The sequence below is a fragment of the Halalkalibaculum sp. DA384 genome, from assembly GCF_043951955.1.
Lineage (GTDB): Bacteria > Bacteroidota > Rhodothermia > Balneolales > Balneolaceae > JAMQKA01.
This window is the reverse complement of the sequence record NZ_JBINJE010000007.1, coordinates 46,146-58,329: the sequence shown is the minus strand read 5'-3', so window position 1 is coordinate 58,329 and position 12,184 is coordinate 46,146. Positions and strand designations below refer to the sequence as shown.

11 protein-coding genes are annotated in these 12,184 nt (G+C 47.9%); 3 read left to right on the top strand and 8 right to left on the bottom strand.

Annotation, left to right across the window (positions count from 1 at the left end):
• The first annotated feature begins 28 nt into the window (after positions 1-28).
• The gene (locus ACG2E4_RS06215; protein WP_395258880.1) at positions 29-253 is read left to right on the top strand and encodes a hypothetical protein; all 225 of its coding nucleotides are present in this window, start codon (positions 29-31) and stop codon (positions 251-253) included.
• A 493-nt stretch (positions 254-746) separates the two neighbouring features.
• Here ACG2E4_RS06215 and ACG2E4_RS06210 read toward each other — a convergent pair whose 3' ends face one another.
• From ACG2E4_RS06210 to ACG2E4_RS06180, 7 genes are all read right to left on the bottom strand, one after another.
• Complete coding sequence (locus tag ACG2E4_RS06210) at positions 747-2,192, bottom strand: NADH-quinone oxidoreductase subunit N (RefSeq protein ID WP_395258882.1); 1,446 nt, start codon at positions 2,190-2,192, stop codon at positions 747-749.
• Positions 2,193-2,198: 6 nt separating this feature from the next.
• Positions 2,199-2,489, bottom strand: a complete 291-nt coding sequence (locus ACG2E4_RS06205; RefSeq protein WP_395258884.1) for a 4a-hydroxytetrahydrobiopterin dehydratase — start codon at positions 2,487-2,489, stop codon at positions 2,199-2,201.
• Between the two features lie 68 nt (positions 2,490-2,557).
• Entirely contained in the window at positions 2,558-4,162 is a 1,605-nt protein-coding gene (locus tag ACG2E4_RS06200; RefSeq protein ID WP_395258886.1) for a NuoM family protein, read from the bottom strand.
• Positions 4,163-4,171: 9 nt separating this feature from the next.
• On the bottom strand, positions 4,172-6,193 hold the full coding sequence (gene nuoL / locus ACG2E4_RS06195; RefSeq protein ID WP_395258888.1) for an NADH-quinone oxidoreductase subunit L: 2,022 nt from the start codon (positions 6,191-6,193) through the stop codon (positions 4,172-4,174).
• A 435-nt stretch (positions 6,194-6,628) separates the two neighbouring features.
• Complete coding sequence (gene nuoK / locus ACG2E4_RS06190) at positions 6,629-6,931, bottom strand: NADH-quinone oxidoreductase subunit NuoK (RefSeq protein ID WP_395276014.1); 303 nt, start codon at positions 6,929-6,931, stop codon at positions 6,629-6,631.
• Positions 6,928-7,449 carry an NADH-quinone oxidoreductase subunit J gene (locus tag ACG2E4_RS06185; protein ID WP_395258892.1) on the bottom strand — a complete coding sequence of 174 codons (522 nt, stop codon included), beginning with the start codon at positions 7,447-7,449 and terminating at the stop codon, positions 6,928-6,930. Before ACG2E4_RS06185 ends, nuoK begins: the two co-directional genes overlap by 4 nt.
• Before the next feature lie 161 nt (positions 7,450-7,610).
• Positions 7,611-8,426, bottom strand: a complete 816-nt coding sequence (locus ACG2E4_RS06180) for an undecaprenyl-diphosphate phosphatase (protein ID WP_395258894.1) — start codon at positions 8,424-8,426, stop codon at positions 7,611-7,613.
• Between the two features lie 83 nt (positions 8,427-8,509).
• On the opposite strand from ACG2E4_RS06180, the gene ACG2E4_RS06175 reads away from it, so the two are divergent.
• Together ACG2E4_RS06175 and ACG2E4_RS06170 are read left to right on the top strand one after the other, a co-directional pair.
• Positions 8,510-9,517 (top strand): AAA family ATPase, encoded by a 1,008-nt coding sequence (locus tag ACG2E4_RS06175; RefSeq protein ID WP_395276013.1) that lies wholly within the window; start codon positions 8,510-8,512, stop codon positions 9,515-9,517.
• Between the two features lie 87 nt (positions 9,518-9,604).
• On the top strand, positions 9,605-9,862 hold the full coding sequence (locus ACG2E4_RS06170) for a hypothetical protein (protein WP_395258898.1): 258 nt from the start codon (positions 9,605-9,607) through the stop codon (positions 9,860-9,862).
• 161 nt (positions 9,863-10,023) lie between these two features.
• Here ACG2E4_RS06170 and rpsA read toward each other — a convergent pair whose 3' ends face one another.
• Positions 10,024-12,132, bottom strand: coding sequence for a 30S ribosomal protein S1 (gene rpsA / locus ACG2E4_RS06165; RefSeq protein WP_395258901.1), 2,109 nt, complete (start codon positions 12,130-12,132; stop codon positions 10,024-10,026).
• Positions 12,133-12,184: the final 52 nt, after the last annotated feature.

Sequence of the window (12,184 nt, the reverse complement as noted above, 5' to 3'; positions counted from 1 at the left end):
ACACTGAATTTCATTCGTACGTATTCCCATGCCGGACTACCCAAAAGCCCGTAATATAAAGCAAAAATATGAAAAAGAATGGCTGGCCATCGACGGGGTCACTGCTGTAGGCATCGGCCTGGTTGACGGGGACACCATCGGTATCATTATATCTGTAAGCGCCGATGAAGAGCGAATCAGAAACCAGCTACCTGCGGAAATAGAAGGAATCCCCGTCAAAGTGGATGTAACCGGCAATTTCAGGGCTCAGTAAAGGGACGGTAATTCAGGCATCATAATGTCGACTTCCGGTGAAGTCTGCTGCGCAGAGACAATTGCGATATTTCAGGATAGCTGACACCCACCTTTTTTCGAATATCAACTATGTAACGAAAACCTTCCTGCATTGACGATCTCCTCCCAGCCCATCTGTGCAGATATCACTATATCTCCTTTTTTCCGGGTTTTAATCAATTTGGGAGTTACAATGGCGATGCCTGCTTTAGTGACATCATATTGAATAATTCAAATACTGAACCCGGTACTCGTCTATCGTTATAAATGATTGTCGGTCGGATTTTTCCACGGAATGAAAGCGGCAGTGGCTGAGAGGATAAACAAAAGCAGAACCGTGTTACAATATGTGGAATAAACCACATCCTAGAGGTAACATCGATATGCGGTAAAGCGTAGCTGCACGACTTATCCCTCGATAATATATAATATAATGACAGACAGAAAAAGAGGAGGTTTCTAAGGCTCTGCCTTTATCGTATAAACGCGGCCCAGTCTTCAGCATAATAGGAACTCAACAGTTCTGAAAGTCCTCCAGGTGCAATTCCAAAATAGATGGTGAGAAAAGCCAGTACAATCAGGCTGCCTTTAAACAGCCAACCGGCCTGAACAAGCGGAACATCCTTGTGGGGCTCTCTCATGTACAGGTACACCATCGGGCGCAAGTAGTAGTAAATACTGGCTGCACTGGCCAGCACCCCGACAATTGCCAGGCCAATCAAGTCAGCGTTGACAGCAGCGGCAAATACCTGGTACTTGCCTACAAATCCTACAAAGGGTGGAATTCCGGCAAGTGAAAAAAGGAAGATAGAAAGCATGACTCCCATGGCGGGACGTTTGAATCCCAGGCCCGCATAATTGTTTATATCGTTGAAATCCAATCCTTTTTGGCGCTCATAGAATGCCACTACTCCAAATGCTCCCACGTTCATCAGTGTATATGCCAGCAGGTAGTACAAAACCGCACTGTATCCCCCCGCCGTGCCGGCTGCTAGTCCCACCATCAAATATCCCGCGTGGGCGATACTCGAGTACGCAAGCATCCTCTTGATGTTGTCCTGAACCAGCGCAATAATATTTCCCAGAATCATCGTTATGATGGCAATGACAGAAATCAGTTCCGACCAGCTGGCCGCACTATCCGGGAGCATCCGGGAAAGAACCAGTATCAGCGCTACAAACGTTGCCGACTTGGAAGCCGTTGCAAAATAAGCCGTGAGTGTGGTTGGGGTGCCCTGGTAGACGTCGGGCGTCCACATGTGAAAAGGCACCGCAGAAATTTTGAAAAAGAAACCTACCAACAACAGTCCCGCCCCGGCAAGGAAAAGAAGATCGCTGCTGGCCGCCCCCGCAATACCTGGCAGATTGGTCGTGCCGGTGGCGCCATACAGAAGCGCCATTCCGTAGAGTAGAAAACCGGTAGAAAATGCCCCCAGCAGAAAATATTTGAGCGCTGCCTCAGCTCCCATTTTCTCTTCATTGATAATTCCGGCCAGAATATAGAGGCAGATCGACATGGTCTCTAATCCGACAAAAATCATGATCAGATCATTGGCACTGGCAAGCCCGAGCATGCCGGAGGTCGCAAAAAGCACAAGGGCATACACTTCCCCGTAATTGTGGTCGACCGCTTCCAGATATTCTTTGGATATCAACACGCAAAACAGCGTGCCCAGCAGCACCACGGTATTACCAAACGCGGCTGTTCCTCCGTAGACAATCATGCCGGAAAACGCTTCTCCAGCAGGTCCGAACATGTCTATGGCAGAGACCACCAGTGCTGCCAGTATTGAAAAAACAGACAGGCCAAATATAGCCTCATGATCATTTTTATAGGCATCGATCAGCACGGCGACTAATCCCGCCAATGCGACAATTATCCCTGGAAGAAATACGCTCAGATCGTGTAGGTAATCCATGTGCTTTTACGCGTTATACAGTGACTCTATAGTTTTTGCCAGTTTCAGATCTTTTTCGGTGACTTTGCCACCAGCATCATGTGTACTCAGTGCGATGCCAACACTGTTGTAAACATTGAAAAGCTCCGGGTGATGTGTCTGCTCCTCCGCTTCAAATGCGATGCGATTGATAAAAGCGATCGCGTCCCGGAAATTATCAAATGTAAAATTCTTTTTTAATTTGTCGTCCTCATGGCTCCATCCATCGAGATCGGAAAGAGCTTCCGCGATTTGATCTTCTGATATTGGTGTTGCCATTGGTATAATTTTTGAGTTGTTGAGTTATTGAATTAATCGGTCATTCAAAAAATCAATAATTCTAAGATCTAATCACTTTTTTGCGAGGCCAGCTCAGGAGTCACATCATACAGGCTGTTGGCCCATCCCGGCAGTTCCTGCTCCGAGGCGCTCTGCTTTATGGCCACACTCTTTTCCCGTGACGTCTCCAGCAGGTCATTAATTTGTGCTTCGGAATACTGCATAAAGTCGACCGGGCGGATCCCGATCCATACCATAAAAATGACCAACGGGACCAGCAAGCCAATTTCCCTGGCATTCAGATCAACAAGATCTTCATTCGCTTCGTGTTTCAGCGGGCCGAACATCACCCGCTGGTACATCCACAACATGTAGACAGCTGCCAGAATAACCCCGGTTGCTGCCAGAATTGTAAATGCAGAACTGCCCAAAACCTCTGAGTGGAATGATCCATTCAGGATAAGGAACTCACCGACAAATCCATTTAATCCCGGCAGTCCGATAGAAGCCAGCGTGGATATCATAAACATAACCGCAAATACCGGGATAACTTTGGCAATACCACCGAAATCTTTAATCATCCGCGTATGCCGCCGGTCATAAATCATGCCGACAATGAGGAATAGCGCCCCGGTGGAAAGGCCGTGATTTACCATCTGGATAAGTGCTCCCTGAACTGCAATGGTGTTGAATGCAAACAGCCCGAGCACTACAAATCCAAGGTGACTCACTGAAGAGTAGGCCACCAGCTTTTTCACATCTTTCTGAACCATCGCTACCAGTGCACCATAGATGATGCCTATGACCGCCAGGGTAGCCATGTAGGGGGCAAACTCCACAAATGCGTTTGGGAACAGCGGCAGGCAGACGCGCAACAGCCCATACGTTCCCATCTTAAGCATGATAGCCGCAAGTACGACAGAACCGGCCGTGGGAGCTTCAGTATGGGCATAGGGCAGCCAGGTGTGAAACGGGAACAGCGGCACCTTGATACAAAACGCGAGGGCAAATGCCAGGAAAAGCCAGGTCTGTTCCACCAGGCCAATTTGATACTCCCCGCTCGAAAGGAAACGCCAGTCGGTGCTGAATGTAAATTCATTCAGGAATGTACCGGCATCGTACCCAACGTAAATAAGCCCGATAAGCATGATCAGTGAGCCCACCAGTGTGTACACAAAAAACTTGACCGTTGCGTGGATTCGCCCCTTGCCACCCCAAATGCCGATCAGGAAATACATCGGAATCAGGGAAAGCTCGAAAAAGACATAGAAAATGATCAGGTCAAGTGCCGCAAAAACGCCAAGCGATGCCGTCTGAAGCAGCAGAAGCATGGAATAGTAGCCAGCCAGGTGCTTGCTGACAGAATTCCACGAGGAGAGTATTACTATCGGGCCAAAAAGCGTGGTAAGCATAAAAAGCAAGAGACTGAGCCCGTCGAGCCCTACAATATATTTGATATCCAGTCCATTCAGGAGCGGTTCGCCGACCGTGAGGTACTGGGCACTCGCTGAGCCTGCGATATCAAAATTAAGCAACAGCGGCAGGGAAAGCAGGAATACAGCACTCGTTGTAACCAGGCTGATCCATTTTACAGCGGCCTTATTTCGTGTAAATAAAATCGCGGCAATTCCTGCCAGCGGTAGATAAATACAGATGTTTAGTAGTAGCTCCATCGTCAAGAATTAGAGAATCAGGATACTTATTACGATTATCACGCCAATAACCAGCCCCAGGGCATAGGTGGAGGTAACCCCGGTTTGAATATATCGGATCAGGCTTCCAAACAGTCGGACAATTCCCCCGACAGTATTTACAACCCCGTCCACAATCTTCATATCAAATACAGCCAATCCCTTGTCTGAAAAGCGAACAAGCGGACGAGAAACCAGCCCCTCATATATTTCATCAAGACTGTACTTTTGGCTCCAGGTATCGTATAGGGTGCCAAAACGCGCCGCGAGATAGCTGTCCGACTCTTCGGTATCGCCGCTTCCATACATTCGGTACGCCACCCAGCTTCCGGCCACTGCAATTGCGATCGAAATGATCATCAGTGTCCATTCGATACCGTGAGAAAGCGCCATACCCACATCCGCATTTACTGTATACAACCAGTCATGCAGCAGGTTAATGTGCGCCTCTTCGTGGGTGAAGGTCTCAGCAATAAAATTGGGGACGCCCAGAAATCCACCTGCCACCGACAGTATGCCCAGTGCCCACAATGGAAAGGTCATCGTAACCGGGCTCTCGTGCAGGTAATCAGAGGCGTTATCCGCATCTGCCACCCTGCCCGGCAGTTTAAATTCCCCGTTGAACGTTCCGAATGTCAGACGAAACATATAAAAAGCGGTCAGGAATGCCGTTACAATTCCCACGCCCCACAACAGGAAGTACAGCGGCCCGGCAAACTCACCGAAACCGGCATTAAATGTAAAGGCCAATATTTCATCCTTGGAGAAAAAGCCCGCCAGCGGTGGGATTCCCGCAATAGCAATTGTTGCCAGGAGGAAGGTTCGGTAAGTAGAGGGCATATACTGTTTCAACCCTCCCATATTACGCATATCCTGGGGATCAAAATGCACTTCCTTGCCCTCTTGGTGCAGGCCGTGTTCAACATGTTCCATGGCATGAATAACAGAACCCGACCCGAGAAAAAGACAGGCCTTGAAAAAAGCGTGAGTCACAACATGAAAAATGGCCGCCGTAAAAGCGCCCGATCCCAGAGCCAGGAACATATACCCGAGCTGTGATACCGTGGAGTAGGCCAGCACCCGTTTGATATCGTGTTGGGTGAGGGCGATGGTCGCCGCAACCAATGCGGTTAACGCCCCAATCACAGCGATGATCAGCATCACTTCAGGGGACATCACAAACATTGGCGACATCCTGGAAATCAAGTAGATACCCGAAGTTACCATGGTTGCAGCATGAATCAGCGCCGATACTGAAGTCGGGCCCGCCATTGCGTCGGGAAGCCAGACAAAAAGGGGAATCTGCGCGCTTTTTCCAGTGGCACCCACCAACATCAGGAAACCGATCCAGAATTTGTAATCTGCGGGGATCGCATCCAGGTCGCCGAGAATCGTATTAAAATTGAGACTGCCGACCGACTGAAACGTAAGGAACATGGCAATTAGAAATGCGAAATCACCGATCCGGTTATACCAAAACGCCTTATTGGCGGCATCTGATTTGGCCATGTCGGTATACCAAAAACCGATCAGCAGGTATGAGCAGAGCCCGACCCCCTCCCAGCCGAGAAACAGCAACAGCAGGTTGTTGCCCATAATCAGGTTGAGCATCGCAAAGATGAACAAATTGAGATAGGCAAAAAACTTCCAATATCCCTCATCATGCCACATATACCCGATGGAATAAAAATGGATCAGGGAACCGACCCCGGTAACAACCAGCATCATTACGATGGAGAGCTGGTCGATCTGGTAGGCGATATCAACCGAAAAAGAGCCCGCCTGTATCCAGGTAAAAAATGTGGTGATGAGCGCTTCCGATTCAGTCGTGAAATTCAGAAAAAAGTAGCAGGAGATAAGGAAGGGTACAAATACCGAAAGGTTGGCGATGGCGCCGATGAGGGTTTTCTTTTCTCGATATCCCGGGCTGCGCAACCCAAGTAGTCCATTAATTAAAAACCCCAGCAGGGGCAAGCCTACCGTCAGTGCAACGAGCAATGTAGCTGAGTCCATCAAGTCAGTTTGTTTTTTGGATCGAAAGCTTCTTTTCTGTCATCCCCTGGCGTTCATCTGCAGGGTGAGGTTTCAACCCGAAAAGTGAACGAGTTCTGTTCAACCAATATGAGAACAGCCCCGAAGCGGAACCGGATGACGTTGTTCATTTGCGCCCCAAAGGTAGCTATTGCTTCAACTATTCCCAAGGGGAATTTTACAGATGGCAAAGATACAAAAAAGTGAACGAAGGTAAAGGTAGATTCAGTAAAAATAAGCAGTGAACACTGTGCTATTGAGCAGTTACCAGTGAACAGAAAATCAGCAGGTAATTAAACTACTTATCCAATAAAATAACGGGTAGGCTGATGGGATATATACGCACCCACACTCCTCAAAATGTCAAGAGCGGAAACTCACTGCATTGATTACGGCGCACTGACACACTGTTAAAAATCACCAGCGCAACAGGTTGATTTTGCCCACATCCAGCGAAAGGTTATTGCGGAAGATGGCAATAATGATAGCCAGCCCTACAACCGCTTCGGCGGCTGCAACCGCCAACGCAAAGAACACGAGCATCTGTCCTTCCACGTTACCGTGGAAGGTACTGAAAGAGATCAGCGAAAGGTTGACCGCATTCAACATCAGTTCCACACTCATAAAAATTACTATCGCGTTTTTACGGATTAATACACCGATGATACCGATCGCAAACAACACGGCACTTAACGCTAAAAACCAGTCGATTTCAATCATTGTCCAGATTTGGGCTTAACAATTTTTTGTTGTGCAACCACCAGGGCTCCCACTACGGCCGCTGTCAACAGAATGGCGGTCATCTCAAAAGGAAGCAGATAGGTGGTAAACATGACCTCTCCGATCGCCTCAACCGTTCCCACCTGCGATACTTCCGAAGGCAGTTCAGGCAACATGTCTGTTACCCCTCCGATGCTGTACAGTATTTGAGACAGCACGACGATACCGAGCAGAAAAGCCACAAAATACTTGACTCTAAACTTGTTAAAAAGAGATTTTTCTGCATCCAAATTCAGCAACATAATCACAAACAGGAACAACACCATAATCGCCCCGGCATACACAATAACCTGGATGATGGCCAGAAAATGCGCCTGCAGTAGTACGTAGACCCCGGCCAGGGCCACCATGTTAATTACAAGAAAAAGGGCACTGTTTACCGTATTTTTACTAATTACCATACCCAGTGCGGCAGCAATAGCCAGAATTGCAAGGAATATAAAAACGTATGAAACCATGGTGTTGCTTTATTTTAAGTGGCTTCAAAAGTAGATAAATTTAGAAACCACATCAACTCTAAATTGGGGTTTGAATGTTAAAAGTTGAATGTTAAAAGTTGAATGTTAAAAGTTGAATGTTTCAGGGTGTTTATAAGACTTTCATCCTGCAACTTTAAAACCTACCAAAAATAGATCAGTCCCAGTGTACCCACCGTCCAGCAGTACCAGGCAAATGGATGAATTCCCCTCGTTTTGAGCATTACAATAAGATACTTGAGAGCAAAATATCCCGAAATAAAAGCGGCCAGAAAGCCAATGACAAGGTCCAGGGCGGCATCAAAACGGATGCCCACCTCGGCCATCTCCTTGACCTGCATCATCATGGCGCCCGCGATTACGGGAATGACCATCAGGAACGAAAAGTTGGCCACCTCTTCCCTTTTTACTCCCAGGTATAATCCCAACGAGATCGTGGAGCCGGAGCGGCTTATACCCGGCAAAATGGCAAGTGCCTGCGCTATTCCGATGGCAAAACTATTTCCAGCGTTGATCTGCCGCGTAAACTGCTTCCTGTACTTGGTGGCGTAAAGCAGTATTCCGGTTACCAGCAGCATGAACGAAACCATAAAGGGATTCAGGAATACATCCTCAATATAGTCTTTCAGTGTAAAGCCTATGATTGTGGCGGGGATCATGCTCAACAGGATATAGCCACTCAATCTTATATTGGGATCATCTCTGAGCCGTTGTTGAAATTCTCCGGGTGAACCGGCCAGGCCCAGCAACGACTTTATAATGCCGGTCAGTTCCTCCCTGTAATAGACCAGAATGCTGCACAACGTTCCAAAATGAACGACAACCTCAAACGTTATGCCCTTTTGCAGGTCGCTGCTCATAAAAGCACGGCCGAGCACAAGGTGGCCGGAACTACTGATTGGCAAAAATTCGGTAAGGCCCTGTATGAGACCTAATAGAAAAGAATCTATGAATTCCATTTATTATTATAGAGGTTTTTACGTTCTTAAATCGGCAAAGAAGATACTTATAACTCATTCAAAATCTAAATCACATTTCACTTATGGCGACAAGCTCTCCTTCAGTAGACATGCAGGCGCTTGGAGATAAAATTGAAGAATCCAGCGCATTTATTGAAAAAATTTACGACGAACTAAAGAAAGTCATTGTCGGTCAGCAGTATATGATCGACCGGCTGCTGATCGGGCTGCTGGCTGATGGACACGTGCTGCTGGAGGGAGTACCGGGCCTGGCCAAAACCCTGACGGTTTCGTCGCTCTCCCAGGTCATCAGCACAAAATTTCAGCGAATACAGTTCACGCCCGACCTGCTGCCTGCCGACCTGATCGGTACGCTGATCTATAACCAGAAAGAGGCGGAATTCACGGTAAAAAAAGGACCTATTTTTGCCAACATCATTTTAGCTGACGAGATCAACCGTTCGCCCGCCAAAGTACAAAGTGCCCTGCTGGAGTCGATGCAGGAACTGCAGGTAACCATTGGCGAAACAACCTATGAACTTGACGAGCCCTTTTTGGTGCTGGCCACCCAAAACCCCGTAGAACAGGAAGGGACCTACCCACTGCCGGAAGCACAGGTCGACCGGTTTATGATGAAAATAAAGATCGATTACCCGAGCGAGTCTGAAGAGATGGAAATTATGCGGCGCATGGCCCAAACCGGGAAGAACAAAAAGCTGGAACCGGTGGTGACACCTGAGCAGGTACTGGGTGCACGGAACGTCGTTAACGAAATCTACATGGATGAAAAGGTGGAACAATATATTATTGATCTGGTTTTTGCCACCAGAAATCCCGAAAAATTCAATCTGCCGGATATGGAAGAGCTTATTAATTTCGGGGCTTCGCCACGGGCGTCCATCAATCTGAATCTGGCAGCCCGCGCACACGCATTTATGGAACACCGGGCCTATGTAACCCCGGAAGATGTTCGGCTGATCGCCATGGATGTGCTGCGTCACCGCATTATCCCGACGTTCGAAGCGGAAGCAGAAAACATCACTCCTGAAGATATCATAGAAAAAATTATGTCCACCGTTCAAGTTCCCTGATGGACCCGCTTAAATCAGAATAACAACGATTGAATGTTACTGAAGACTTTATTTATTTGGTAATGTACTTTATCAAATACACTTATTATGAAAATAAATTTTGTATCCAGGGAAGACATTAAAATTTCTAAAAAAAGCTCCTCAAAATATAAACCCCTGTTGGAGGCCGTAAAAAAGCTGGAAGCGGGGGGAAAAGCGCTCGAGGTAAAATTTAGCGACGACACGGAGCTCAACTCCATGCGGAACGTGATCTACAGCTATAACCGGGAAACCGGGGAAAAGGTAAAAAGCAGCAAGCATCCCAAAAAAAACCTCGTTTACTTTTACAAGGAAAAGAACGAGTAGACATGGGGCGCCTTGTTGCACTTCCATTGTCATTGCCTGAATACCCTCAGGTTGCGCCGTTTATAACATATTGATAATGATAAAGAGAAAAAGCCCGATGGATCTTTCACCATCGGGCTTTTTTAATGTGTCAAGCAATCACAAAGAGTGCTTGGCTGAACTTATTCTTCCTGGTCCGCAGAAGATTCCTCTTCCTCCTCATTCGAGTCGGAATCCTCTTCTACTTCCACTTCGGCATCGGCCTGTTGCTGGCGCGCTGCTTCCCGCTGCTTCTCTTCCATCTCCCGCTTCAGGTCGGCCAGGCCAGACATCTCACCCAGCGTCGGTGTTCCCCGCTCTACAGGCTCCTGCGAGCTGCGAGATTTGGATCTCGACTTGGAAGGCTTCACTTTCTTGGCATCCTTGTCTCGTTGACTGAGTGTGAGATTCTTGTTGTTCTCATCAAGCTCAATTACGTAAGCCTCAACGGTTTCGCCCACTTCATAGGATTCAGAGAGGTCTCCACCGGCTTCCGTTTTGCTTGCCGGAACAAATCCTTCCAGCTCGAAAGGAAGCTTCACAAACAGTCCCTTATCCGTAATTTTCAAGATTTCGCCTTCAACCTGGTTGCCCAAGCCGTGCTCTTCAGCGAATTTCTCCCACGGATTCTCTTCAATCTGCTTGTGACCCAGTGTAATTCGGCGATTCTCAAAGTCAATCGCCAGGATGACCACCTCGATCTCCTGGTCTTTGTCGATAATCTCGTTAGGATGATTGATTTTGTCGGTCCAGCTGAGATCAGAAACGTGGATCAGCCCGTCAATGCCGGGTTCGAGCTCAACAAACACACCGAAGTTGGTGAGATTGCGAACCGTTCCCGTATGCTTGGAGCCAACCGGGTATCGCTTGTCGATATCTTCCCAGGGATCCTTTTCAAGCTGCTTGACCCCGAGCGAGATTTTCTTTTCCGGTTCGTTTACATTCAGCACCACGCATTCTATGATATCGTCCTTGTCCACCAGTTGAGACGGGTGTTTGATATGTTGTGTCCAGGACATCTCGCTAATGTGGATGAGTCCCTCAACGCCTTTTTCAAGCTCAATAAAGGCACCGTAGTCCGCAATGGAAACGACACGACCCTGAACCTTCATGCCTTCTGGATATTTCAGGTCGATTTGATCCCATGGATGCGGCTGCAGCTGCTTGAGGCCCAACGAAACACGCTTGCTTTCGTCATCAAAGTCGATGACAGCGACGTTCATGCGCTGATCGAGAGATACGATCTCTTCGGGATGCTCAACACGTCCCCACGAGAGATCCGTGATGTGAAGCAGACCGTCGACACCACCAAGATCGATGAATACACCGAAATCAGTAATATTCTTGACGATACCTTCGAGGACCTGTCCTTCTTCGATGGTAGACAGAATCTCTTCTCGCTGTTCTTCAAGGTCAGACTCAATAAGGGCGCGGTGAGAAACAACCACGTTTTCCGCCTGCATGTTGAGCTTTACGACCTGGAATTCCATCGTTTTCCCGACATAAGCGTCAAAGTCGCGCACCGGTCGCACGTCAATTTGCGACCCGGGCAGGAAACAGTCGATGCCCATAATATCCACCACCATACCACCTTTGATGCGGCGCTTGATATATCCCTCCAGCACTTCGCCGGTTTCATGGGACCGCTCAATGGTCTCCCACGCCTGCAGGATGTCGGCCTTGCGGCGAGAAAGAATAAGCTGTCCTTCCTGATCTTCAACTTTGTCGAGGAAAACTTCCACTTCATCACCGGGAGCCAGCTCCTCAACCACTTTATCCGGAAACTCATTAACCTGGATAATGCCTTCAGACTTGAAGCCGATGTCAACAATGACATACTTCTCATCAACCGAGACCACCCGCCCGGTTACAATTTCCTTCTCTTCAATTTCATTTAACGTGTCTTCATACATCGAAGCCAGGCTGTGAAACTCATCGTCGGTATAATCCTCCGATGCCGCCTGGAGTTCATCCAGCGTATAAACTTTATCGTCTTCCATGTCGCCGGTAAACGTGGCAACATCATCCTCATCTACTTCAACACGTACCTCCTCTTCCGTGATGGCTTCAACGGCCGGTTCTTCAACTGTTTTCTCGGGTTCTTCTTCAGCCGTTTCTTCTTCTTGGGCAGTGGCTTCAGCTTCAACCGACTCTTCGGCATCTGTCACTTCCACATCTTGTTCTTCAGCAGTAGCAGTGTCGTCAGCTTCTTGGTTTTTGTTTTCTTGTTCTTGTTTAACTTCTTCGGTCATTATGGTTTTAGTTAAAATTGCCGCTTTCAACTCCCACTCAAAAAAAGCGGAG

Excerpts from the sequence above, each read along its gene's own strand:
- ACG2E4_RS06215 (WP_395258880.1), top strand. The coding sequence starts at position 29 with ATGCCGGACTACCCAAAAGCCCGTAATATAAAGCAAAAATATGAAAAA.
- ACG2E4_RS06210 (WP_395258882.1), bottom strand. The coding sequence starts at position 2,192 with ATGGATTACCTACACGATCTGAGCGTATTTCTTCCAGGGATAATTGTC.
- ACG2E4_RS06205 (WP_395258884.1), bottom strand. The coding sequence starts at position 2,489 with ATGGCAACACCAATATCAGAAGATCAAATCGCGGAAGCTCTTTCCGAT.
- ACG2E4_RS06200 (WP_395258886.1), bottom strand. The coding sequence starts at position 4,162 with ATGGAGCTACTACTAAACATCTGTATTTATCTACCGCTGGCAGGAATT.
- nuoL (WP_395258888.1), bottom strand. The coding sequence starts at position 6,193 with ATGGACTCAGCTACATTGCTCGTTGCACTGACGGTAGGCTTGCCCCTG.
- nuoK (WP_395276014.1), bottom strand. The coding sequence starts at position 6,931 with ATGATTGAAATCGACTGGTTTTTAGCGTTAAGTGCCGTGTTGTTTGCG.
- ACG2E4_RS06185 (WP_395258892.1), bottom strand. The coding sequence starts at position 7,449 with ATGGTTTCATACGTTTTTATATTCCTTGCAATTCTGGCTATTGCTGCC.
- ACG2E4_RS06180 (WP_395258894.1), bottom strand. The coding sequence starts at position 8,426 with ATGGAATTCATAGATTCTTTTCTATTAGGTCTCATACAGGGCCTTACC.
- ACG2E4_RS06175 (WP_395276013.1), top strand. The coding sequence starts at position 8,510 with ATGGCGACAAGCTCTCCTTCAGTAGACATGCAGGCGCTTGGAGATAAA.
- ACG2E4_RS06170 (WP_395258898.1), top strand. The coding sequence starts at position 9,605 with ATGAAAATAAATTTTGTATCCAGGGAAGACATTAAAATTTCTAAAAAA.
- rpsA (WP_395258901.1), bottom strand. The coding sequence starts at position 12,132 with ATGACCGAAGAAGTTAAACAAGAACAAGAAAACAAAAACCAAGAAGCT.